Origin of the sequence: Halobellus sp. H-GB7 (assembly GCF_030848585.1) — an archaeon.
Taxonomy (GTDB): domain Archaea; phylum Halobacteriota; class Halobacteria; order Halobacteriales; family Haloferacaceae; genus Haloquadratum; species Haloquadratum inordinatus.
Map to the genome: position 1 here is coordinate 98,149 of NZ_JAVDDW010000009.1, position 21,402 is coordinate 119,550.

Annotated in this window: 24 protein-coding genes; 8 read left to right on the top strand and 16 right to left on the bottom strand. The window is 66.5% G+C overall.

Annotation, left to right across the window (positions count from 1 at the left end; genetic code table 11):
- Positions 1 to 127: 127 nt before the first annotated feature.
- The 6 genes from RBH22_RS14220 to RBH22_RS14245 form a co-directional block, all read right to left on the bottom strand.
- Complete coding sequence (locus RBH22_RS14220) at positions 128 to 868, bottom strand: ABC transporter ATP-binding protein (RefSeq protein WP_306677904.1); 741 nt, start codon at positions 866 to 868, stop codon at positions 128 to 130.
- A complete protein-coding gene (locus RBH22_RS14225) occupies positions 861 to 1,688 on the bottom strand; it encodes an ABC transporter ATP-binding protein (RefSeq protein WP_306677905.1) in 828 nt (275 codons plus the stop codon). The genes RBH22_RS14220 and RBH22_RS14225 overlap by 8 nt, the downstream gene beginning before the upstream one ends.
- Positions 1,688 to 2,755: a branched-chain amino acid ABC transporter permease gene (locus tag RBH22_RS14230; RefSeq protein ID WP_256546298.1), complete on the bottom strand. Its 1,068-nt coding sequence runs from the start codon at positions 2,753 to 2,755 to the stop codon at positions 1,688 to 1,690. The genes RBH22_RS14225 and RBH22_RS14230 overlap by 1 nt, the downstream gene beginning before the upstream one ends.
- Positions 2,755 to 3,639, bottom strand: a complete 885-nt coding sequence (locus RBH22_RS14235) for a branched-chain amino acid ABC transporter permease (RefSeq protein ID WP_256546299.1) — start codon at positions 3,637 to 3,639, stop codon at positions 2,755 to 2,757. Before RBH22_RS14235 ends, RBH22_RS14230 begins: the two co-directional genes overlap by 1 nt.
- A 15-nt stretch (positions 3,640 to 3,654) precedes the next feature.
- Positions 3,655 to 4,992 carry an ABC transporter substrate-binding protein gene (locus RBH22_RS14240; protein WP_256546300.1) on the bottom strand — a complete coding sequence of 446 codons (1,338 nt, stop codon included), beginning with the start codon at positions 4,990 to 4,992 and terminating at the stop codon, positions 3,655 to 3,657.
- Positions 4,993 to 5,179: 187 nt separating this feature from the next.
- Entirely contained in the window at positions 5,180 to 6,649 is a 1,470-nt protein-coding gene (locus RBH22_RS14245) for an aldehyde dehydrogenase family protein (RefSeq protein ID WP_306677906.1), read from the bottom strand.
- A 193-nt stretch (positions 6,650 to 6,842) separates the two neighbouring features.
- On the opposite strand from RBH22_RS14245, the gene RBH22_RS14250 reads away from it, so the two are divergent.
- From RBH22_RS14250 to RBH22_RS14260, 3 genes are all read left to right on the top strand, one after another.
- Positions 6,843 to 7,595 (top strand): SDR family oxidoreductase, encoded by a 753-nt coding sequence (locus tag RBH22_RS14250; RefSeq protein WP_306677907.1) that lies wholly within the window; start codon positions 6,843 to 6,845, stop codon positions 7,593 to 7,595.
- A 197-nt stretch (positions 7,596 to 7,792) separates the two neighbouring features.
- Complete coding sequence (locus RBH22_RS14255; protein WP_306677908.1) at positions 7,793 to 8,626, top strand: NAD+ synthase; 834 nt, start codon at positions 7,793 to 7,795, stop codon at positions 8,624 to 8,626.
- A gap of 81 nt (positions 8,627 to 8,707) precedes the next feature.
- Positions 8,708 to 8,959: a hypothetical protein gene (locus RBH22_RS14260; protein WP_256546304.1), complete on the top strand. Its 252-nt coding sequence runs from the start codon at positions 8,708 to 8,710 to the stop codon at positions 8,957 to 8,959.
- Between the two features lie 12 nt (positions 8,960 to 8,971).
- Here RBH22_RS14260 and RBH22_RS14265 read toward each other — a convergent pair whose 3' ends face one another.
- From RBH22_RS14265 to RBH22_RS14295, 7 genes are all read right to left on the bottom strand, one after another.
- The gene (locus RBH22_RS14265) at positions 8,972 to 10,195 is read right to left on the bottom strand and encodes a M24 family metallopeptidase (RefSeq protein ID WP_306677909.1); all 1,224 of its coding nucleotides are present in this window, start codon (positions 10,193 to 10,195) and stop codon (positions 8,972 to 8,974) included.
- Between the two features lie 6 nt (positions 10,196 to 10,201).
- Entirely contained in the window at positions 10,202 to 12,058 is a 1,857-nt protein-coding gene (locus RBH22_RS14270) for an ATP-dependent helicase (protein ID WP_306677910.1), read from the bottom strand.
- 88 nt (positions 12,059 to 12,146) lie between these two features.
- Positions 12,147 to 12,329, bottom strand: a complete 183-nt coding sequence (locus RBH22_RS14275; RefSeq protein ID WP_256546307.1) for an HVO_0416 family zinc finger protein — start codon at positions 12,327 to 12,329, stop codon at positions 12,147 to 12,149.
- Positions 12,330 to 12,466: 137 nt separating this feature from the next.
- Positions 12,467 to 14,026, bottom strand: a complete 1,560-nt coding sequence (locus RBH22_RS14280; RefSeq protein WP_306677911.1) for a carboxypeptidase M32 — start codon at positions 14,024 to 14,026, stop codon at positions 12,467 to 12,469.
- Between the two features lie 51 nt (positions 14,027 to 14,077).
- Entirely contained in the window at positions 14,078 to 15,193 is a 1,116-nt protein-coding gene (locus tag RBH22_RS14285) for a M20/M25/M40 family metallo-hydrolase (RefSeq protein WP_256546309.1), read from the bottom strand.
- A 140-nt stretch (positions 15,194 to 15,333) separates the two neighbouring features.
- Complete coding sequence (pdxT, locus tag RBH22_RS14290) at positions 15,334 to 15,936, bottom strand: pyridoxal 5'-phosphate synthase glutaminase subunit PdxT (protein ID WP_306677930.1); 603 nt, start codon at positions 15,934 to 15,936, stop codon at positions 15,334 to 15,336.
- A 127-nt stretch (positions 15,937 to 16,063) separates the two neighbouring features.
- The gene (locus tag RBH22_RS14295) at positions 16,064 to 16,228 is read right to left on the bottom strand and encodes a preprotein translocase subunit Sec61beta (protein ID WP_049985347.1); all 165 of its coding nucleotides are present in this window, start codon (positions 16,226 to 16,228) and stop codon (positions 16,064 to 16,066) included.
- Between the two features lie 99 nt (positions 16,229 to 16,327).
- Between RBH22_RS14295 and trxA the strand changes: the two genes are divergently transcribed.
- A complete protein-coding gene (trxA, locus tag RBH22_RS14300) occupies positions 16,328 to 16,669 on the top strand; it encodes a thioredoxin (RefSeq protein ID WP_343218094.1) in 342 nt (113 codons plus the stop codon).
- Between the two features lie 223 nt (positions 16,670 to 16,892).
- Complete coding sequence (locus RBH22_RS14305) at positions 16,893 to 17,042, top strand: 50S ribosomal protein L40e (protein WP_121569069.1); 150 nt, start codon at positions 16,893 to 16,895, stop codon at positions 17,040 to 17,042.
- On the opposite strand, the gene RBH22_RS14310 is transcribed toward RBH22_RS14305, so the two are convergent.
- Positions 17,043 to 17,672: an MBL fold metallo-hydrolase gene (locus RBH22_RS14310; RefSeq protein ID WP_306677912.1), complete on the bottom strand. Its 630-nt coding sequence runs from the start codon at positions 17,670 to 17,672 to the stop codon at positions 17,043 to 17,045.
- A 163-nt stretch (positions 17,673 to 17,835) separates the two neighbouring features.
- Between RBH22_RS14310 and RBH22_RS14315 the strand changes: the two genes are divergently transcribed.
- The 3 genes from RBH22_RS14315 (at position 17,836) to RBH22_RS14325 (ending at position 19,488) form a co-directional block, all read left to right on the top strand.
- Positions 17,836 to 18,012, top strand: a complete 177-nt coding sequence (locus RBH22_RS14315) for a DUF5786 family protein (protein WP_121569067.1) — start codon at positions 17,836 to 17,838, stop codon at positions 18,010 to 18,012.
- Between the two features lie 207 nt (positions 18,013 to 18,219).
- Positions 18,220 to 18,792, top strand: coding sequence for a DUF99 family protein (locus tag RBH22_RS14320; RefSeq protein ID WP_306677913.1), 573 nt, complete (start codon positions 18,220 to 18,222; stop codon positions 18,790 to 18,792).
- Positions 18,793 to 18,876: 84 nt separating this feature from the next.
- The gene (locus RBH22_RS14325) at positions 18,877 to 19,488 is read left to right on the top strand and encodes a uracil-DNA glycosylase (RefSeq protein ID WP_306677914.1); all 612 of its coding nucleotides are present in this window, start codon (positions 18,877 to 18,879) and stop codon (positions 19,486 to 19,488) included.
- 42 nt (positions 19,489 to 19,530) lie between these two features.
- On the opposite strand, the gene RBH22_RS14330 is transcribed toward RBH22_RS14325, so the two are convergent.
- Together RBH22_RS14330 and RBH22_RS14335 are read right to left on the bottom strand one after the other, a co-directional pair.
- Entirely contained in the window at positions 19,531 to 20,535 is a 1,005-nt protein-coding gene (locus tag RBH22_RS14330; RefSeq protein WP_306677915.1) for a phosphate/phosphonate ABC transporter permease, read from the bottom strand.
- On the bottom strand, positions 20,532 to 21,356 hold the full coding sequence (locus RBH22_RS14335; protein WP_306677916.1) for a phosphonate ABC transporter ATP-binding protein: 825 nt from the start codon (positions 21,354 to 21,356) through the stop codon (positions 20,532 to 20,534). Before RBH22_RS14335 ends, RBH22_RS14330 begins: the two co-directional genes overlap by 4 nt.
- Between the last annotated feature and the right edge of the window lie 46 nt (positions 21,357 to 21,402).

Sequence of the window (21,402 nt, forward strand, 5' to 3'; positions counted from 1 at the left end):
TTACGCCGGCCTCCACTCGAAACAGAGCCACAGGCTCGACTTAAGGATGACGGAACGGGGGGCGAGAACGGTTTCACCCCCCGGCAGAAAGCCGCGCAGCGTTCTCCCCAGCCGATGGGCGAGCGGCCTACTTCCCGAGGTACAGATCCCGGATGCGCTCGGATTCCCGGATCGTCTCGGCGTCGGCCTCGAAGCGGTTCTCGCCCATATCGAGGACGTAGCCCCGATCGGCGACCGACAGCGCGGCGTTGACGTTCTGTTCGATCATCAGCACGGCCGTCCCGTCGTCACGAATTCGCGCGATGTGCTCGAACGTCCGTTCGATGAGCTGTGGGGCCAACCCGGCCGACGGCTCGTCGATGAACAGCAGATCCGGGTCCGGCATCAGCGCGCGCGCCATCGCCAGCATCTGCCGCTCGCCGCCCGAGAGCGTCTCGGCCGTCTGTTCGAGTCGTTCCTCCAGTCGCGGGAACAACTCGAAGAGGTCCGCTCGCCGCGACGCCGGATCCTCGGTGTGAATCGCGCCGATATCGAGGTTTTCGGAGACGGTGAGATTCGGGAAGACGTTCTCGGTCTGCGGGACGAACCCGACGCCGTGTTCGATCATCCGGTTCGAACGGACTTCTGAAAGGTCGGTGCCGCCGATCTCGGTCGTCCCTTCCCACAGCGGCAGGCGACCGTAGAGCGCCTTCATCAGCGTCGACTTGCCGGCCCCGTTCGGCCCGAAGACGAGGACGATCTCGTCGTCGCGGACGTCGACGTCGACGCCGTAGAGCACCTGCAGTTCGCCGTAGCCCGTCTCGATGCCACGCGCCGAGAAGAGCGCGTCGTCGATCTCCGGGACTGTTTCGAGGTCTGCATTATGCATTCTCGAAGCCTCCCAGGTACGCTTCGACGACCCGTTCGTCTTCCTGGACGATCGACGGCGGGCCGCTCGCGAGTGTCTGGCCGTTGTGCAGGACGACGACACGGTCGCAGTGGTTCATAACGAGGTCCATATCGTGTTCGATGAGGAGAATCGTCCGCCCGCGGTCGTTGAGTTCGTGGAGCCGATCGAGGAGGTCGTCGGCGAGTGACGGATTGACGCCGGCCATCGGTTCGTCGAGGAGGATGATCTCGGGATCTAACATCAGCACGCGTCCCAGTTCGAGCAGTTTCCGCTGCCCACCCGAGAGCCCGCTGGCGTACTCCTCGGCGAGGTGATCGAGCGAGAGGAACGCGAGCGTGTCGTCGACGCGCTCTCGAATGTCTGCTTCCTCGGAGCCGACGGTACCGGGCTGGACGAGCGCCGAAATCGGCCGTTCGCCAGTCTGTCCGCGCGCCGCGAACGCGAGGTTCTCGCGCACGCTCATCCCGCGGAAGATCTTCGGCGTCTGGAACGTCCGCCCCAGGCCGCGTTGGGCGATCCGATTCGGGGGGAGGTCCTGAACGTCCTCGCCGGCGAGGCGGACGGCCCCCGAATCGGGCGTCAGCATCCCCGTGACGCAGTTGAAAAGCGTCGACTTCCCGGCCCCGTTGGGCCCGATGAGGCCGGTGATCGACTCCGCTTCGACGCCGAAGGAGGCGTGGTCGATAGCGGTCAGGCCACCGAAGCGCTTCACGACGTCGTCGACTTCGAGGAGCGGCGCGTCGGAGTCGGAACGGGTCACGCCTGCGGCGGCGTCCGATTTGCTTCTGTCTCGGCTCATCAGTCTTCCTCCCCGATGGCGTCGATCTCGTTCGGATCACCGAAGACGCCTTCCGGCCGGTAGCGGATCACGAGCACGATCAACAGCCCGATGACGACGAATCGGAGGCTGGGGACGAACGAGGCGTGATCCGGAAGCGGTTCGACTGCGAGACGGAGCGCGTCGGCGGCGACCGTCGGCAGCGACGCGAGCAGGCTGTCGTAGATGTTGGTGAGAAACCGCGTCGATTCGCGGAAGCCAACGAGCAGGAACGCGCCGAACACCGCGCCGGTGTTCGAGGCGACGCCGCCGAGCAGCAGCGCCGCCCAGACGGTGAACGTCACTGCGGGGACGAACTGCTGGACGACGACGCTGCCGACGTAGTGCGCGTAGAGACCGCCGGCCAGTCCGGCGACCGCCCCGCCGATCGCGAACGACGTGAGCTTCACGCGGATGGTGTTCTTGCCGAGCATCTGTGCGGCGTCTTCGCTCTCGCGGACGCCTTTGAGCAGGCGACCGAAGGGTGACCCCGTCAGCCGGGAGAGGACGAACGCGACGACGACGAGCACGACGACGACGAAGACGAAGTACGTCACCGCCCACGTGTCGGCACTCATCGCGGCGCGCCCGGGTTTCGGCACGCTGTTGAGGCCGAACGAGCCGTTGGTCAGCCACGCCTCGTTTTCGAGGACGCTGCCGAAGATGCCCGCGAGCGCGAACGTCGCGACCGCGAGGTAGTGGCTGCCGAGGCGGACGCTCGTCGCGCCGATGAGCGTCGCCAGCAAGCCACCGACGACGGCGGCGGCGACCAGACTGATCGGCAGGCCGAGCGGCATCGGGAGGTTCAGCCCGAAGACGTACTCCGCGCCGGAGACCTGCGCCGGCGGGGGCACCGTCAGCAAGGCAGCCGTGTACGCGCCCGCCGCGAAGAACGCGACGTGGCCGAAGTTGATCAGGCCGGTGTAGCCGTAGTGGATGTTGAGCCCGAGCGTCAGAAGCGAGTAGATGCCCGCGATGGTGAGCACCGTGAGGAGGAACGATCCCCAACCGGGCAGCGAAAGGAGCGCCGTCGGCGTGAACACGCCCATCAGATCTCACCTCCGGCGATGCCGTCGGGCTTGAACAGCAGCACGCCGACGAGGATGGCGAACGCGTACGCCATCGTGTACTCCGCAGAGAGGTACGTCGTCCCGAGGCTCATCGCGACGCCGACGATGATCGCGCCGAGCATCGCGCCGTACGGCCGACCGATGCCGCCCAAAAGCGTCGCGGCGAAGATGACGATGAGGTACTCGAAGCCGACCGTCGGGCGGAACGGTGCGAACAGGACCGCATAGAGGACGCCGGCCAGCGCGCCCGCGCCAGCGGAGATGAACCACGTCCGCCGGATCACGCCGTCGGTGTCGATGCCAGCGATCTCGGCGAGGTTGCGGTTCCCGCTCGTCGCCCGCATCGTCTTCCCGAGCATCGTGTACGTCAAGAGCACGTGGATGAGGAGCATCGTCGCGATCGCGACGAGGAAGACCGCCGCACGGAGCGGGGTCGTCCCGACGCCGAAGACCTCGACGGGCCGCATCAGCGGCACTGGAAGTTGTTTCGCGGAGACGCCGACGGCGGCCGTCAGCGCGTACCGAAGGATGAACGCGACGCCGATCGAAGTGATGAGCAGCGGCAGCGGCCCCCGATCGGACAACGGCTCGAAGAAGACCCGGGAGACGCCGACGCCGAACGCGCCGACGACGAGGACCGCGACGATCGTCGCGAGGGGGAGCGGAAGCGAGAGGCCGAGTCCGGCCCCCGACAGGAACAACGCGAGATACGCCCCGTAGGTGAGGAACTCGCCGTACGCGAAGTTGATGAAGCGGGTCACGCCGTACGAGAGCGTCAGTCCGACAGCGCCGACGGAGATGACACTGCCCTCGATCAGGCCGTAGATAAGCGTCTGAATGAACTGCGTAACGAAGGCAACCATAGCGTGGAACGAACGCTACAGTTCGCTCGGCGGAATCGTCGCCGCTTGCGTCCAGCTACCCTCTTCGACTCGCATAATCGCGAACGGCGACCCGACGTCGCCGTCCTCGTCGAAGTCGATCGGACCGACGAGGCCGCGGTAATCGAGGTCCGACCCCTCCTCGATCGCCGACGCGCCGTCGGTGTAGTTCGTGACGACGGTCTCCGGCGGGTTCGCGACAGTCCGAACGTTCCCCGCGACGTTCGGGGGCGTGATCTCGTCGCCGGCCGTCGCGGTGGCCTTCATCGCGAGACCGAGCGTGTTCATCGCGTCGTAGGCGTTCCGCGCGAACAGTTTCGGCTTCGAGCCGCTGAAGTCGGTGACGCGCTGCTGGAAGGCTTCGATCCGGCCCTCCTCCTCGGCGGCCTGATAGGTCGCAGACTGCAGTCCGAGAATCCCGCCGGTGACCTGCTCGGGGGCTTCCTCGAGGAAGACGTCTGTCGTCTGGTCCTGCGTGACGTACCAGTTGCCCTCGTAGCCCGCCTGATACGCTGCACGCATAATTTTGATACTGTCGTCTTTCGACCCGACGAGGACGGTGACCTCCGGATCGGAGTTCATCACCGTCTGCACTTCGCTCTCGTAGGACGCCTTGCCGGTCTTGAAGTCGACGGCTTCGGTGACCGTTCCGCCGAACTCCTCGAAGGACTCTCGGACCGGGCTCTTGAAGGACTGGAAGACCTCCTTGTTCCCGACCATCAGCGCCATATTCGAGTAGTCGGTGACGGTGTTGTACTGCTGGTTCCGGAGCGCTTTCGCGATCGCCCGCCCGCCGAGCGCGTCCGATGGCACCGTCCGGAAGACGTACTCGCCGCCGCGGTCGTCGAGCGACGTCGTCCCCGCCGTCGGCGTCACGATCGGCACCTGATTCTCCTGGAACAGGTCGAACACGGCGGACATCGTGATCGACGTCGGACCGATGATGCCGGCCACGTTCTCGACGTTGATCAGCTTCTTCGCCGCCGAGAGCGACGCCGACGGCGACCCCTCGGTGTCGGCCTGCACGAGCGTCACGTCGCGACCGCCGATGCCGCCCTGCTCGTTTATCTCCTGGGCGATCATCCGCGTCACCGGCAGCACGTTCTCGCCGACCCACGCGTACTCGCCGGAGAACGGCAGCAGCACGCCGATCGGGATCGCGTCGCCGCCGCTTCCGCCGTCGCCACCGCTGGTCGTCGTCTCGTCTCCACCCGTGGCGGTGGTCCCTTCACCGGATTCAGTGGTACTTCCCGATCCCGAGCCACCAGAACAGCCCGCAAGACCGGCAACCGCTGCTGTCCCTGCCCCAACTAAGAATTCGCGTCTCTGCTTCACGCGACACACTCGACGAGTGTTTGTAATAAATGTATATGGGATGGTATCGGTTTCACCCCGCTGCTAGAGTGGCATACGTACTCACAACTATCCGCGCCCCGATCTCATAGTGATTACTCTCACTGTTTACCGGCGAGCGCCACTCCCGGTGGTGTTGGTCGGCGGTAAGAGACGAGAGTAATCAGTATCAGGCCCCGGGTAGGTCGTCGCCGAGCCCCCGTTCGAGGTTGACGGCGACGTTCTTCGTCTGGAGGTACGAGTCGAGCGCTTCGAACCCCTTCTCGCGGCCGATGCCCGACTTCTTGTACCCGCCGAAGGGCGTCTGATTCGTGTCTCCGAACCACTTGTTGACGTAGACGTTACCGGCCTGGAGTCGCTGGGCGTCGCGGTGAGCGCGGCGGACGTCGTTCGTGAAGATCCCCGCCGTGAGCCCGTACTCGACGTCGTTGGCGATCTCGATCGGATCGTCGTCGTCGCCGAACGGTACGACGACCAACACCGGACCGAAGATCTCCTCTTGGGCGACGACCATCTCGTTGTCGACGTCGACGAAAACCGTCGGCTCGACGAAGTTGCCCTCGCGGTCGGGCACGCCGCCGCCAGCCGCGACGGCCGCACCCTCCTCGCGGCCCTGTTCGATGTACTCACACACCCGATCCCGGTGCGCCGCGCTGTTGAGCGGCCCCATATCGGGATCGTCCCGTCCGGGACCGAGTTCGTAGGCGTCCGCGATATCAGTGATCTGCTCGACGAACTCGTCGTACACGTCCTCGTGGACGAGCGCCCGGTCGGCGGCCGAACAGACCTGCCCCGCGTTCGTGAAGATCGCCGTCGCGATCCAGCCGACCGCCTCCTCGACGTCGGCGTCGGGGTAGACGATCGCGGGATTCTTCCCGCCGAGTTCGAGCGTGACGGGCGTGACGTTCTCGGCCGCCGAGCGCATCACCGCTTGCCCAGTAGGGACACTGCCGGTGAAGGTGATCGTGTCGACGCCCTCGTGGGCGGTGAGCGCTTCGCCCGGTTCGCCGCCGCCGGCGACGACGTTCACCGCGCCCTCGGGGATTCCGGCCTCATAGCAGAGCTCTGCGAGGTGGAACGCCGACAGCGGCGTCGTCGGAGCCGGCTTGACGACGGTCGCGTTGCCGGCGACGAGTGCGGGCGCGACGCCCCGCGCGAACAGATTCCCCGGGAAGTTCCAGGGCACGATCTGCGCGGAGACGCCGTATGGCTCTCTGACGGTGTAGTCGACCTGCCCGGTGCCGACCGGAATCGACTCGCCCTCCAGTTTGTCGGCCGCGCCGGCGTAGTACTCGAAGTACCGCGCCGCACCCTCGAAGTCGGATTTCGCCTGCGAGAGCGGCTTCCCCTGATCGAGCGATTCGATCGCCGCGAGTTCGTCTTTGTGCTCTCGGATCAACTCCGCGACCCGGTGGACGCGCTGTCCGCGCGTCACGGGGTCGGTTTCGCGCCACTCGGGAAACGCCTCCCGGGCGGCCGCCACCGCGGCGTCGACGTCGGCTGTCGTCCCCGCGGCGACCGTCGTGATCGGCTCGTTCGTCGCTGGATCGGTGGTCTCGACGTACTCGCCCGCCGCGGGCTCGGTCCACTCCCCGCCGACGAGGTGCGGGTACCGTTCTCGAACGTCTGGCTCTCGCATACCTCCTGGTCGTCGATGGCCCGTGTCAATGTTTGGATCGAGACGGACATACACCGATGACTGATACTGTCGGACAGCAGTTCGTGAATCATCTTGGTAGCCACGGGGTACCAATAATTTTCACATAGTTCTGTCCGCCAGTATGAATCGAACACAGGGAAACGTTCATACTCCGACGGCTTCGCCAGCAACTATGGACTTTCAGGGTCGAGCAGTCGCCGTCACTGGCGCCGGCTCGGGGATGGGCGAACGAATCGCGCACCGATTCGCTGAACACGGCGCGGCCGTTGCCGTCGTCGATATCGACGCCGACGCGGCCGCAGCGACGGTCGAGACGATCGAAGCCGAAACAGCCGCCGAGGCCGTCGCGATCACCGCGGACGTCTCCGACGCCGACGACGTCGCGGGATTCATCGCGCGGACGGTCGAGGAGTTCGGGTCGATAGACGTGCTCCACAACAATGCGGGCATCCCACAGGAGGCGACGCCCGTCGAGGAGGTGACGGAAGCCACCTGGGACCGGATTCAGGACGTGAACCTCAAGAGCGCGTTCCTCGGCGCGAAGTACGCCGTTCCGCGGATGCGCGAACAGGGCGGCGGCGTCATTCTCAACACCGCGTCGACGGCCGGCATCCGCCCGCGGACGGGCCTCTCGGCGTACGCGGCCTCGAAGGGCGGGATGATCACGCTCACGAAACAACTCGCCTTCGAACTGGCGGACGACGACATCCGGGCAAACGCCATCTGCCCGGTCGCCACCGACACCGGGATGCTGCCGCAGTTCGCCGGCGACGACCTCTCCGTCGAGGGAATGGCCGAGACGATCCCGCTGGGCCGCCTCGCCGAACCGGACGACGTCGCCGACGCCGCGGTCTTCCTCGCAAGCGAGAACGCCCAGATGATCACCGGCACGGCGCTGGAAGTCGACGGCGGTCGGGACATCTGATAGGGATTATCGTCACTGTTCGGAGATTCTCGCCGTACCGTCCGGCGAGACATCTATGAGAACTTACGACAATCCCTATGACTCCCGGGCTGAGACCGACGACTATTCTCCGCGAAAGCTCCCAGGGAACTGAACGGACGGCCACTTATCTCCCACGACGGGTGAGTATTAGTGTCCTCAGTCGGTATCTTTCTCTGATGACAACGGACGATTCGGTCCTCACAGAGGACGCACCGCTCGATCTTCGGCTCTCGGAACCCGAACTGGAACGGACGGCCGACCACCTCCAGTCGTTCATCCGCGACGTCGTCGACGGGGCCGGTGCCGAGGGCGCGGTCCTCGGTCTCTCGGGCGGCATCGACAGCACGACCGTGGCGTATCTGGCGGTCGAAGCGCTGGGCGCCGAGAACGTTCACGGCCTCGTGATGCCGAGCGTGGTGAACACCGAAGACAATATGAGCGACGCTGAGTGGCTCGCACAGGAACTCGAAATCCCCTACGACGTCGTCGAGATCCAGCCGATCGCGGAGACGTTCTTCGATACATTTCCCGAGGCCGCCGACGATCGGATGGCCGCCGGCAACGTCTACGTCCGCGTTCGCGGCGTGTTGAACTACTTCGTCGCCAACCACGAGAGCAAGGTCGTCCTCGGGACCGGCAACCGCTCGGAGGCGCTGACGGGCTACTTCACCAAGTACGGCGATCAGGCGGTCGACTGCAACCCGATCGGCAACCTCTACAAACAGCAGGTGCGCCAGCTCGCGGACTTCCTGGGCGCGCCGGAGGAACTGGTGATGAAGACGCCCTCCGCCGGGATGTGGTCCGGCCAGACCGACGAGGAAGAGATGGGACTGAACTACGACACGCTCGATGCGATCCTCGCGCTCCACGTCGACGGTCCGCTCTCGGTGGCGGCGACCGTCCGCGAACTGGACGTCACCGAAGCGCAGATCGAGCGGGTCGTCGACCTCTACGAGGGCAGCGCCCACAAGCGCTCGATGCCGCCGGCTCCCGAGCCGCTGCACCGCTGAGCAGCCGTTCGCCCGCGTTGGTCCCGCAGTCTTTCTTCTGACCGCGAGCCTTTTACCCGAACGCGGTCGATCTGTCGCACGATGCGACTCGGTATCCTCGGGACGCTGCAACTGGCGGCGACGATGATCTTCGCCGCACCGGTCGGGATCTTCGGGCTCACTCGACTGACGGAGGGCGACATCGCCCTCGGCGCCGGCGCGGTAGCCATCGCTGTCGCGATGGTCGTTCTCCCGCAGTACCTTACGACACCCGGAGATGTCCCGATGAAAATCGGCGAACGCGTCCTCGGCGCGGTCGTGAAGACCCCGGACGACGACGAGGACACACCCTGATTTCTGGGCCAATTACGCCCGCGGCGAAAACGAGTGCGAGTCGTCGCCGAGGCGTTCGTACCCAGATCCGGTCACGACGACCAGCGCGCTCAGCCGGACGCAGCCCTGCTCGGGATCGGCCACCCCGGGCGCGACAGCAATCACCATCCCTGCTTCGAGTGCTGTGCCACCGCGGAGGGGCGGCGACTCGCGCCGCGAGAGTCCGACGCCGTATCCGACGTCGAGCGGCCCGTCTGGGAGTTCGATCCCGGTCGTCGGATCGAAGCCGAACGCAGCCAGTTCCGCGTCGGCTTCGCGGGCGACGTCCCCAGCGTCGGCACCGGCCTCGATCTCGGACAGTCCGGCGTCGAGTGCCGACTCGACGGCCACGTACGCGCGGCGATCCCAGCCGCCGTCGCTGTCGACGACGACCGTCCGCGTAAGCGCGCCGTGATAGCCGTGGGATCCGCGCGGCGCGACCTCGATACGGATCGGCTCGTTCGTTCGGATCGAGACGGCTTCGCAGGTCCCTCCGTCGCCGGCCGAGCGATGTGCCCCGACGCTGACGACGGTGTTTCCGACGTCGCTGACACCGTGCCGAGCCAGTTCGGCGTTTACCTCTCGCGTCAGCCGATCGGTCGTGAGCGGTGCGTCTTGCCAGCGGAGTTCGCGCCCCCCGCCGTCTCCCGCGTCTGCGTCTGCCGCCGCGTCCGCCGCTGCGAGAATCCCCTCGGCGTGACGCACCGCCGCGACTGCTGCCGCCTGGACGCCCCGGATCGCGTCGATCTCGCTGTCGGTCTTGATCCGTCGGGCGTCCGCGACCGCCGTCGTCGACTGCAACTCGTAGCCCGCGCGCTCCAGATAGACGGCGGCATCGTGCGGGATCGTCGGTGGGACGAGAACGAGCGGCGGTTCGCCGTCGCTCGCGGCTCCTGTTTCCGAGTGGTCGAGTATCGCGGCGGCTCGCTCGCCTGCGGGGTCGCCGGCGCGCTCGGTCGCGACGCGGCCGTCGAACTGCCGGGTCGCTTTCGTCTCGAACCCGGCGGGTGCACAGAGCACGCTCTCGCGCGTTGCTCCCGCCGTTCGGACGAACGCGTACTCGCGATCCGGTCCGTCGAAGCGCGTCAGGTACCGGAGACTGTCGTCACGCCGGCCGCCGGCGGCGACGAAGCCGACCGCGTCGGTCGCTCCGAGCGCGTCGTCGAGGAACGACCAGTCGGTCCGAATCGACCTTGACTCGGAACCCTCGCGGGACACGCTCGGTCAGGCGTCCGGCTCGGGTGCCGGGACTTCGCCTTCCTGGGCGTCGGCCAGCAGCTCCTCGACCGACTCGTCGCGGATCTCGTTGTGCAGCAGCACGCTCACCGGAAGCGTCGGCGCGCCGCTGACGAGGTTTTCGAGGATGATGAGACGCTCGCGCGCACGGGACATCCCGACGTAGAACACCCGGCGCTCGTTGTCGGTGAGAATCGGAACGGGGTCGGTGCTGGCGGTGAACTCCTCGACGGCGTCGACTTCGTCGTCCTCGACCGAGGCGGCCATCTGTTCGACGACCTTCTCGGTGAGGTCGGTCGCGACGAAGACGTGGTCGGCCTCGCGACCCTTCGCGGAGTGGATCGTGCCGATGCGGACGCGGTCGGGGTCCATCCCGCGGTACTCGCCCGCGAAGTACGCCTCGACGGAGTTGCGCTGGAAGGAGGTGACCTTCCGGAGCATATCGCCCGCGGAGGCCCCGTCGGGGGCGAACGGCGCGAACTCGGTGATCACGTCGGGATCGACCGAGAGGTCGGTGAGGTCGTCGACGCCGACGTCCTCCTGTAGCTCGTCGATGCGATCGAAGAGGTCGTCGCGGTCGTTGCTTCCGAACGCCGAGTCCTGCAGCATATCTGCGAGCCGCCGCGCCTGCAGTCCGTCGAGCGGTTCCTCGCGTTCGAGGCGCTCGATCCCGCGCACGTACTGCGTCAGCCGATCGGTCCACATCCGCTGGTCGGTGAGCGCCGAGAAGGGCATCCCGAGCGGCAGGAACTCGTCGATGAACTGGAACAGCTGATAGCGGGCGCGGAACAGCACCATCACCGTCTCGTCGTCGTCGCCCTGCTCGATCGTGTAGCGGACGTTCCGTGCGAGATCCAGCATCGACGGGGATTCGATCCCCTCGACGACGCCGCCCTCCTTGCGCGGCCGGAGGTCCTTCTCCTGGCGTTTGTCGATGTGGCGGATCTCCTGATTGACGACGTTGAGGACCTGCGAGGGAAGCCGATAGGAGTTCGGCAGGACCTCGTCCTCGTCGCGTTCGGCGTCGAGCAGCAGGTTCGGGTCCGCGCCCTGCCAGGCGTAGACGACCTGGTCGTCGTCGCCGGCGATGAGGACGCGCTCCATATGGGGCTTCCACTCCTGATACACGTCGTACTGCAGCGTCGTGATGTCCTGGAACTCGTCGATGACGAGGTAGTCGACGTGGGGCACGAGCGAGCGCTGCTTCACGCGTTCGAGCATATCCGCGAAGCCGACGAGGCCGTGTTCACCCTTGTAGCTCCGCCACGCGCGGATCACCTCGGGGACGTCGATCCGGTCGTCGTCGGAGGGCCACGTCGGGGTGTACTTGTTGCCCTCCTGGGCGTTCGGGTCGACCTCGGGCGGCAGCCGGACTTCCTCGACGTTCCACTGGAAGGGGACGTCGTACCAGTCCGAGACGTCTCGGCGGGTGCGCTGGAGCCACTGGCTCGTCGCGATGATCTTGTTGCCGATCGTCGTCGAGCGGGCGGTCCGTCGGCCGGCGCCGCCGTACTCGTCTTCGAATTCGACGCCGTACTCCTCACAGAACTCCTTTTTGTCGCTCTCGCCGACGACGTCGTTCCGGGAGAGATCCAGCAGTTCGTACGCTTTCGCGTGCATCGTCGCGACGTTGCCCTTCAGGGCCCGCGGGGAGATGTCGAGCCGCTCTGCGAGCCGCTCGCGAACCTCTGCGGCGGCCGCCCGCGTGTAGGAGACGACGAGGATGTCCCGGATCGTGACGTCGTCTTGATCCAGTAGCTCGTCGACCCGATCGAGCAGGGCCGTCGTCTTCCCGCTTCCGGGGCCACCGAACAATCGGGTGACCGTCGCGTCGGAGTCGCTCATTGAAGGCGTTCACGCGCTTGCGCGTGATAAAGTACCTGTTTCGAGAATGAAGTTCGAGACGCCGATTCGAGCCTTCGTGCGGGCCGTCCTACGCGCGCGGATCCCACCCGCAGACGGCGCAGTCGGTCGCGCTGGCGTCGTGAAGTGCACCACACTCCGGACACTGCTTCTTGTTATACGACGTCTCCCAGTCTACTGTCTCGGTATCGTGACCGCGGTCGTCGAGGAACTGGTCGAACAGAGCGTCGTCGGAAGTCGGTGCTGAGGCCATACACGATATGGTATGTCGTACCAATACTTAGTCCTACTGCCGAGTACAGAGTCGTGAGGATCGGTCGCGAGCCTCCGCTCACGCGTCGAGAACAGCGTCCGGCGGGTGGCGGGTGCGATCGACCGCCGGCCCGCCCCTCAGACGGAATCGAGGTCGTAGAGCGCGCCGTACTTCTCGGTGACGTAGTCGACGAACGCCTCCGCGGTGAACGCCGATCCGGTCGCCCGCTCGACGAGTTCGTTCGTCTCGTAGCGCGCCCCGTGGCGGTGGACGTTCTCGGTCAGCCACTCGTGCAGCGCGTCGAAGTCGCGAGCGGTGATCTCCGCCTCCAGATCGTCGATGTCGTCCTCGGCGGCCGCGTACAACTGGGCAGCCATCGCCGACCCCAGCGAGTACGTCGGGAAGTACCCGAAGTTGCCGTGGCTCCAGTGGATGTCCTGGAGACAGCCCTCACTGTCGGTGTCGGGGCGGACGCCGAGGTACTGCTCGTACTTGTCGTTCCAGACTTCCGGCACCTCGTCGACGTCGATGTCGCCGGCGATCAGCGCGCGCTCGATCTCGAAGCGGATGATGATGTGCAGATGGTAGGTGAGTTCGTCCGCCTCGACGCGGATGAGGTTGTCCTCGTAGACCTGGTTTGCGGCCTCGTAGGCCTCTCGGGGCGTCACTTCGGAAGCCTTCGGGAAGTGCTCGGCGAACGTGGGCAGGAAGCCCTCCCAGAACGCCTGCGAGCGCCCGACGTGGTTCTCCCAGAGGCGCGACTGGGACTCGTGGACCGAGAGGTCCCGATCCTCGCCGAGCGGACTCGCGTAGTGCTCGTCTGGCAGGCCGAGCGTGTAGGTCGCGTGCCCGAACTCGTGGATCGTCGACGTGAGCGATCCGAGCGGATCGGTCTCATCGAAGCGAGTGGTCACCCGCGCGTCGAACGTCGTACCCGAGGAGAACGGGTGCGGCGCGGTGTCGAGGCGGCCCCGATCCCAGGGATAGCCGAGCGTCGAGAGCACGTCTCGACAGAGGTCCTCCTGCTCGCCGGCGGGATACTCGCCGAGCGAGGTGAACGCGTCCGTCGCCAGTTCGGCCTCGGACTCCCTGACCTCCTCGATCATCGGCACGAGCGTCTCCCGGAGCGTTTCGAGGATCGACTCCGCGCGCTCTAAGGAGAGACACGGCTCGAAGTCCTCGAAGAGCACCTCGTAGGCGTCGCGGTCCGGATCGATGTGCTCTGCGTACTCGCGTTTGAGTTCGACGTGCTTCTGCAGGTACGGCGCGAACGCCTCGAAGTCGTCTTCGGCTTTCGCTTCCTTCCACGCTGGCAGCGCCTCCGACGCAGTCGTCGAAATTTCCTCGACCAGTTCGGACGGCACGGCGACTGCGCGGTCGTACTCGCGACGGATCTCGCGGACGACGGCCGCCTGTTCGTCCCTCAGTTCCGTCGCTTCGAGTTCGTCGAGCGCGTCGCCGACGGCGTCGTCTGTGAGGAGGTCGTGCGACAGCGACGACAGCGTCGAGAGTTGCTGTGACCGCGCCGGCGTCCCCGCGTCGGGCATCATCACCTGCTGGTCCCACGAGAGGATGCCGCTCGCGTTGCGGACGTTCGCCACGCGTCGGTACTCTTCGAGCAGCGTCTCGTAGGCGTCCGGTGCGCTCTCGTCGTCTCGCTCCGACTCCGAAGCCGCCTCGGGTGCGTCTGTCGCCATCGTCGTGACTGTGGACGCGAGTGCGTATCAAGCCGACGCCTCTCTTTTATGTCACCTGCTCGGCCACCGCTCGGCGAGGTTCTGATACAGCCGCCGACACCGCGCCAGCGCCTCGATCGAGACACTCTCGTTCGCCGTGTGCGCTTCACCGGGCTCTGACGCGCCGGCGACGACACAGGTCGCTCCCGCGGCCGCGAGCCACCCCGCGTCGGTCGCGTGTGGTTTGGTCACGCGCTCGGGCGTCGCTGTCTGCGCCGCGTCGGCCGCGGCGAGCGCGGCGTCGGCGAACGCGGCCTCGTCGCACGCCATCGGCGGGAGGTCCTGATCGATAGCCCACTCGACGCCGTCGATCTCCTCGACTCGCTCCAGGTGCGCCCGCTCGCTCGGGACGGTGCGCTCGTCGACTGTCACCGTGCAGGTATCGGGGACGACGTTCCACGCCGACCCGCCGTCGATCTCGGTGACGACGACGCTTCCCGTGAGCGTTCGGCCGAGGACCGTCGCGTCGGGCGCGTCGAGATCGCGGATCGTCCTGACGGCGTCGCAGGCGCGGTAGACCGCGTTCTCACCAGTCTCAGGTTCACTCGCGTGTGCGGCGGCCCCGCGTGCGGTGATCGTCGATCCGCGCCGGCCGCGATGAGCGACGACGACGTCCGTCTGGTTCTCACCCGCGTAGTTCGTCGATCCCTCACCGACCACGGCGTAGTCGGGCGCGAAGCCGTCCTCGATGGCGGCGCGCGCGCCCACGCCGCCCTGTTCCTCCCCGACGAACGAGGCGAAGACGAGTTCACCAGCGGGGTCGGCGTCGCGGAACGCGAGCATCGCGGCCGCCAGCGACCCTTTCATATCGGCCGTGCCGCGGCCGTAGAGCCTTCCATCTCGCTCGTCGACGGCGTACTTCGTGTCGCCTTTCTCGGTGGTCCCGCTGCTCGCGACCTGCGACGCGTCGGGTTCGACGACGTCGTGGTGGCCGACCAGCGCCAGCGACGTGGCGCCCGTTCCCCGCCGGGCGACGACGTTGCCGTGCCGATCTCGCGTCACGTCCGCGTCGGTCTCGGTTCGCAACCACTTCTCGATAGCGTCGCCTGCGGCGGTCTCGTCCTCGTAGCTCGGGATGGAAACGAGCCGTCGCGTCAGCGCCACCACGTCCGTCCGATTCTCGCTCACACGCGGAGGTTCCGCCCCATCGTAGAAAAGTCTCGGGAGCACGTCGGCGGCGTCCCCGCCACGTCCGGCCGCGGCTTCTCGCTGTTGCTTCACGCTCCCCGTAGCCTCACGCTCTCCGTGGCTTCACGCTCGCCGTGGCCTCACGCCTCGACAGCGAGTTCCTCGAAGAACGCGAGGTCGTGGATCCGGCTGTCGTTGGTCAGTTCGGGGTGGAACGCGGTGCCGACGACCGGGCCGTCGCGGACGGCGACCGGGCGGCCCTCCCACTCGGCGAGCACCTCGACGCCCTCGCCGACCTCGTCGATGGCGGGCGCGCGGATGAACACGGCGGGGAACGGCTCGTCGAACCCGGCGACCTCCAGCGGAGCCTCGAAACTGTCGACCTGCCGACCGAACGCGTTGCGGTCGACGGTCACATCGAGCAGGTCGAGCGTGTCGACGCGCTCGTCGTTGGCGTCGCTGGAGGCGACGATGAGGCCCGCACACGTCGCTAGGACGGGCTTGCCGGCCGCGACGTGCTCGCGGATCTCCTCGTCGATTCCCTCGCTCGCGAGCAGTCGTGAGATGGCCGTCGACTCCCCGCCGGGCAGCAGTAAGACGTCGCAGTCGGCCACGTGACCGGACTGCCTGATCTCGATCACGTCGACTTCCTCGTCGTGGGCCGCGCCGGCGCGCCGGATAGCCGCCGCGTGTTCAGAGACGTCGCCCTGGACGGCGACGACACCCGCTCGTAACATAGCTATGCGTCGGAGTCGAATCGACAAAAAGCGTCCGTTGTTCGTCGTCGTCTCGGGTCGGTACGCGGAGTCGCTGTACGGCGTCGCCCCGGGTCGCCCGCCGGTCGTGCGTCGCCGTGCGTCGCGCCGGGAGTTAGATCGCGACGGCGTTCAGTACGAGGACGCCGACGCCGAAGAGGAGTCCAAACGCGAAGACGGTCTTCGGATCGATGCGGATGGCGTTGCGGTCCTCGGCGTCGAAGTATCGAACGAGCCCCGCACTCGACATCAGGCCGCCGCTGTTCTGGCCGCTGCTCATACCTGTAGGTCGGCGGTCCCTCGCCTAAACGTTTCGGATCCGCGAGCGGTCCCGACGGAGTCGTGGCCGTATCGAGGCCGCCACTGGCGGTCGCATATGATGGTGACGACGGGGCGGTGGAAACGCTTATGCGAGGCCCCGCGCAACTTCGCTACGCACACGATGACCGTCCGAGTACTCGATTTTTACGCCGATTGGTGCGGCCCGTGCAAGAAGCAGGATCCCATCTTAGAGGACCTCGAAGCCGAATACGGTGACGTCGACTTCCAGAAGATCGACGTCGACGAGGAGCAGGACCTCGCTAACCAGTACCAGGTCCGTTCGCTGCCGACGGTCGTCGTCGAGCAGGACGGCGACATCGTCGACCGGTTCGTCGGCTTCACACAGCGCGAAGACATCGAGGCCGCGCTGCAGCAGGCCGCCCGGCCCGCCGGCGCGTAACGCAGTCTCACAGGGATTATCGTCACTGTTCGGAGATTCTCGCCGTACCGTCCGGCGAGACATCTATGGAGACTTACGATAACCCCTATCAGTTCCAACCGCCAGGCTAATCGGCCTGCTGTCGCTGATCCGCGCTTCTCGCTCCAGTTTTTCACCGCGGTAGCCCGAGGCTCTCGTCGCGTGTCTCGCAAGCATTATACTTCCCCGCCCGGTAGCCTGCCTTATGCCAAAGAACGAGGCCGCAGTGAAACGAGAACTGGAAAAGCAGATCTGTATGCGCTGTAACGCACGCAACCCGAAGCGAGCCGAGCAGTGCCGCAAGTGCGGCTACAAGAACCTTCGACCCAAGTCGAAGGAACGCCGCGCCGCGTAGTTACTCTTCGGGATACTTCGGTTCTCGGCGCTCCGCTCGTTCGAGCGCCCGCGCTATCACGTCGCGTACAGCGTCCTCGCTGTCCGGATCGGCGCGGTACACGTCGCCGTGGCCGGCGTACAGTTCCTCGACCGTTTCCGGCGTCCGATCGAGCAGCGTTTCGAGGCTCTCGATGAGGCGCTCGCGCGACTGCCCTCGCATATCCGTCCGGCCGAAACTCCCGTCGTCGAACGCGCCGTCGTTGTAGACGACGACGTCGCCGCTGAAGATGCGCGTCTCCCCGACGAGCGAGACGTGGTCGTCGGCGTGGCCGGGCGTGTAGACGACCTCGTAGGACTCTCCACAGAGTTCTCGTACCTCGCCGTCGGTTAGCCCACCCGTCCGTCGCGGGTGGTCGCCGTAGGCGTACAGGTCGGCGTCGAAGCGGTCGAGCACCGCGTCGAGTTCGGCGACGTGATCGCCGTGCTGGTGGGTGAGATAGACCGCGTCGAGGTCGTCGACGTACTCCGCGATGACGTCTTCGACGCCCGGCATCGTCCCGGCGTCGACGAGCACGGGACGCTCGCAGTCCAGCAGATAGGCGTTACACGTGAACTCCGTCGCGTTCTCGGTGACCGTGTGAATCTCCATACGCGAGAGTTCTGCGGCGGCGACGAAAAACCTCCGGGCCGCTCCCTGCTACGTCGTCGTCTCGGGACTCGTGCTCGTCGCCTTCGAGCTCACTACTCGACTGAAAACGGCGACCCGAAACCTGCGTGTGTTTTTTGTCGTTCTGTTTCGTACATCTTCGTGTATGGGATTTGGGAGCTACGACGAGTCCGAACAGGAAAATCAGGACTTCGACACCGATCTCGACGACGACGACGGGGTCGCGACCTCCCAGGCCGACCACGGGGGCGACGTCGAGTTCGAGATTGGGGCGTCGAACGACGAACTCCTGGACCGACTCAAAGACATCAAAGAGGAGTAGGGCCACGGTGATTCCCGCGTACCGGCCGCGGGGGCGACGACCGAACACCGGTGCGACGATGGGGGGTGATCCGGACACGCATCGATCTCTCGACGCGACACCGAACTGCTGTTCTGACAGACGCATCGCTCTGCAACCGACCGCTGTGCGGGCCTTCGATCGGAGGCCCGCCGAGTACGAAACCGCCGCGGTGGTGTTGCGTGGGTGGTGAAACCCGGCACGCGCGCACTCGGCATCGCGGAGTCGACCGACGAGACTAGCGGCCGCTGTACGTTTTGCGGCGCAGTCGTGCGCGCTGACCGCGCTGTCGACGGCTTCGCGTTCGCGACGGCCACTGTCGGCGGCCTCGACGCCACCGACGCCGTCTGTACGCTTCTCGACCGACTGGACCGGCCGGACGTACAGTACCTGCTGGTGTCGGGCGTCGCGCCCGCGTGGTTCAACCTCCTCGACCTCGATCGGATCGCCACAGCCGCCGACCGGCCGGTGCTGTCGGTCTCCTACGAGGATAGTCCTGGGCTCGAACCGGCACTCAGAGAACAGCTCGACGGCGACGCGCTCGATTCGCGGCTGGCGATCTACGACCGATTGCCGGCCCGGCGTCGCCTGCGCGTGAACGACGAGACGGTTTTCGTGCGGGGCGTCGGCGTCGACGACGACGAGGCCGCTCGCGTCGTTCGCGCGTACACGCCGGCCGGTGGCCGGCCCGAACCGGTCCGGGTCGCCCGCCTCGCGGCGCGCGGCGCGCGGGCGTGGCGCGCCGACGACGCAGACTGCTGACCCTGCCGCACTTCGGGGCGTCTGCGCCGGTCACCAGACGACCCGGACCGTCACGAGTAAGTCGCGCCCGCACGCCTCTCCGGTATGACCAGCGCGGACGACGGAACGATGGAGGGACTCGCCGTCACCTCCTGTGAACGCTGTCCCGAACTCGTCGAGTCGCGGTCCCAGATCGTCAACGGCACCGGCCCGGAGGACGCCGACCTGGTGTTTCTCGGCGAGGCACCGGGTGCGAACGAGGACGACCAGGGCGAACCGTTCGTCGGGCGCTCGGGCAGCGTGCTCGACGAGGCGCTCCGCGATGCCGGACTCGCCCGTGCGGACGTCCGAATCACGAACTGCGTTCGCTGTCGCCCGCCGGAGAACCGGAATCCGACGAGTGCCGAACTCGCGAACTGCCGGGGCTATCTCCAGCGCGAACTCGCGCTCGTCGACCCCGAACTCGTCGTGACGCTCGGAAAAGTGCCCTCCGAGCACCTGCTGGACCGCTCGGTCGCGGTGACGAAGGAGGCCGGCGACGTCGTCGACGTCAGACTCGGCGAGCGGTCGTATCGCGCGGTCGTCTCGGTCCATCCGGCGGCGACGCTCTACGACGGGAGTCAGCGCGAGACGTTCTTCGAGACCATCGCGCACGCCGCCGACCTCGCGGGCGTCGCGACCGACGGCAGCGGCCAGTCGAGTCTCGGCGACTTCTGATAGCGGACAAGAGACGCCGAGCGCCGATTCAGCGGCGTCGTTCTAGCGGTCCGTCGACGTGCCGAGCCACTTGCTGCTGTCGGTGAGGTCCCGCAGCGAATCCAGGAAGCTCTTGGAGTCGTGTTCGGAGGGGCGCAGTCGGGCGCGGAGCCGCGAGGAGAGCAGTTCGATCGAGAGGACGAGAGCGAGCAGCGTCACTAGCCCCGCCCCGGCGCGGTAGGAGTTGAACAGATTCAGATTCTGCTGGATGTACTGCCCGAGCCCGCCGGCGCCGACGACGCCGAGCGAGATGGCGATCCGCGTGTTGATCTCCAGGATGTAGAGCGTCCACGCGACGAACGACGTCGACACCTGCGAGAGCATCCCGAAGTTGATCACCTGGAGGCGGGAGGCGCCGGTCGAGGAGACGGCCTCGACCGGCCCCTCTTCGATCTCTTCGAGTTCGTCCGTGAACAGCCGACCGAGGTTGCCGACGGTGTCGGTCGCGACCGCGAGCATCGCCGTCAGCGGCGAGAGCGGCACGAGCGCGGCGTAGATGAACACCCACACGAGCGCCGGGATCGCCCGGATCGTCGACATCACGCCGCGGAAGAGGAAATTGAAGGGGAACGGCGTGACGCGCTCGGAGCCGAACACGCCGAAGAACAGCGCGAACGGGAATCCCAGAATCGTCCCGACGATACCGATCGCGAGCGTCATCACGACTGCCGAGACGATGAGGCTGCTCCGGAGCGACCCGACAGTGTCGACGACCGTCATCGGCCGCGCGAGCGTCGCGAGAATCGCCCCGAGCCCCCCGATCTCGTTCTCTTGGGTGTAGAACGTCAGATCGACGAAGGTTGGCTGGGCGTACTTGAGGAACTCCGCGAAGAAGAAGTCGAACTGCGCGAAGCGAACGATCTCGGGCACCGGGCGCGTTCCGAGGAATCCGGTCCCGAAGTAGACGACTAGCGCCGCGACAGCGACGCCGACGACGCCGAGTCCGCGCCGGATCGCGATCCGTCGCTCGATCCGGGTGAGGATCTGATCGATCGAGTCGGTGCTCACGTCTCGACACCTCCGGCTTCCACGTCAGCGTCGGATTCGGCGCCTGCCGATTCGGTTCCGCTCGCCCCGCTCTCGGCTCTGTCGGCGAACGTCCCCTCGGTTTCGGCCCCGTAGTAGAGGTCGTCGACGACCTCCATCGACAGTTCCTCGCGGTCGCCGTCGAAGACCACTGACCCGTCGCGAATCCCGATGAATCGGTCGCCGAACTCGCGGGCGATGTTCACCTGGTGGAGGCTCGCCAGCGTGGTGAGGTCGCGCTCGCTGGCGGCCTGTTTCATATAGCCCATCACGTCGCGGGCGGCCTTCGGGTCGAGACTCGACACGGGCTCGTCGGCCAGCAGCAGCGACGGATTCTGGACGAGCGCGCGGGCGATGCCGACGCGCTGTTTTTGACCGCCGGACATCGACCCGGCGCGCTGTTCGGCCTCCTGCAGGAGGCCGACGGTTTCGAGCGCGCTGAGGGCTTCGCGCTTGTCGTCGCGATCGTTGAGCGTGAGGATGCTCCGGAGGTCGTCGGTCCGGCCGAGCGCGCCGGTGAGCGCGTTGCGGTACGCCGACATCGACTCGATGAGATAGTGCATCTGAAACACCATCCCGACCTCGCTTCCGGAGTCGGAGACGGGACTGTCGCCAATCTCGACAGTGCCCTCTGTGGGTTCTGTGAGACCGTTGAGGATGCGCAGGAGCGTCGACTTCCCCGCGCCGGAGGGGCCGAGTACGACGACGAACTCCCCGGAGTCGATTTCTACGGAGACGTCGTCGAGGGCGACCGTGTCCTCGCCGTACGTTTTCGTGACGTTCTGTAGCGAGACGTGTGGCATATCTGGGTATCTTCTGGTCGAGATGAATAATGCGGGCGGTGCGAGC

What these genes read in the sequence shown, in the direction of transcription:
- RBH22_RS14220 (WP_306677904.1), bottom strand. Translation starts at nt 868, where the DNA reads ATGCATAATGCAGACCTCGAAACAGTCCCGGAGATCGACGACGCGCTC.
- RBH22_RS14225 (WP_306677905.1), bottom strand. Translation starts at nt 1,688, where the DNA reads ATGAGCCGAGACAGAAGCAAATCGGACGCCGCCGCAGGCGTGACCCGT.
- RBH22_RS14230 (WP_256546298.1), bottom strand. Translation starts at nt 2,755, where the DNA reads ATGGGCGTGTTCACGCCGACGGCGCTCCTTTCGCTGCCCGGTTGGGGA.
- RBH22_RS14235 (WP_256546299.1), bottom strand. Translation starts at nt 3,639, where the DNA reads ATGGTTGCCTTCGTTACGCAGTTCATTCAGACGCTTATCTACGGCCTG.
- RBH22_RS14245 (WP_306677906.1), bottom strand. Translation starts at nt 6,649, where the DNA reads ATGCGAGAGCCAGACGTTCGAGAACGGTACCCGCACCTCGTCGGCGGG.
- RBH22_RS14250 (WP_306677907.1), top strand. Translation starts at nt 6,843, where the DNA reads ATGGACTTTCAGGGTCGAGCAGTCGCCGTCACTGGCGCCGGCTCGGGG.
- RBH22_RS14255 (WP_306677908.1), top strand. Translation starts at nt 7,793, where the DNA reads ATGACAACGGACGATTCGGTCCTCACAGAGGACGCACCGCTCGATCTT.
- RBH22_RS14260 (WP_256546304.1), top strand. Translation starts at nt 8,708, where the DNA reads ATGCGACTCGGTATCCTCGGGACGCTGCAACTGGCGGCGACGATGATC.
- RBH22_RS14270 (WP_306677910.1), bottom strand. Translation starts at nt 12,058, where the DNA reads ATGAGCGACTCCGACGCGACGGTCACCCGATTGTTCGGTGGCCCCGGA.
- RBH22_RS14275 (WP_256546307.1), bottom strand. Translation starts at nt 12,329, where the DNA reads ATGGCCTCAGCACCGACTTCCGACGACGCTCTGTTCGACCAGTTCCTC.
- RBH22_RS14280 (WP_306677911.1), bottom strand. Translation starts at nt 14,026, where the DNA reads ATGGCGACAGACGCACCCGAGGCGGCTTCGGAGTCGGAGCGAGACGAC.
- RBH22_RS14295 (WP_049985347.1), bottom strand. Translation starts at nt 16,228, where the DNA reads ATGAGCAGCGGCCAGAACAGCGGCGGCCTGATGTCGAGTGCGGGGCTC.
- trxA (WP_343218094.1), top strand. Translation starts at nt 16,328, where the DNA reads ATGGTGACGACGGGGCGGTGGAAACGCTTATGCGAGGCCCCGCGCAAC.
- RBH22_RS14305 (WP_121569069.1), top strand. Translation starts at nt 16,893, where the DNA reads ATGCCAAAGAACGAGGCCGCAGTGAAACGAGAACTGGAAAAGCAGATC.
- RBH22_RS14310 (WP_306677912.1), bottom strand. Translation starts at nt 17,672, where the DNA reads ATGGAGATTCACACGGTCACCGAGAACGCGACGGAGTTCACGTGTAAC.
- RBH22_RS14315 (WP_121569067.1), top strand. Translation starts at nt 17,836, where the DNA reads ATGGGATTTGGGAGCTACGACGAGTCCGAACAGGAAAATCAGGACTTC.
- RBH22_RS14325 (WP_306677914.1), top strand. Translation starts at nt 18,877, where the DNA reads ATGACCAGCGCGGACGACGGAACGATGGAGGGACTCGCCGTCACCTCC.
- RBH22_RS14335 (WP_306677916.1), bottom strand. Translation starts at nt 21,356, where the DNA reads ATGCCACACGTCTCGCTACAGAACGTCACGAAAACGTACGGCGAGGAC.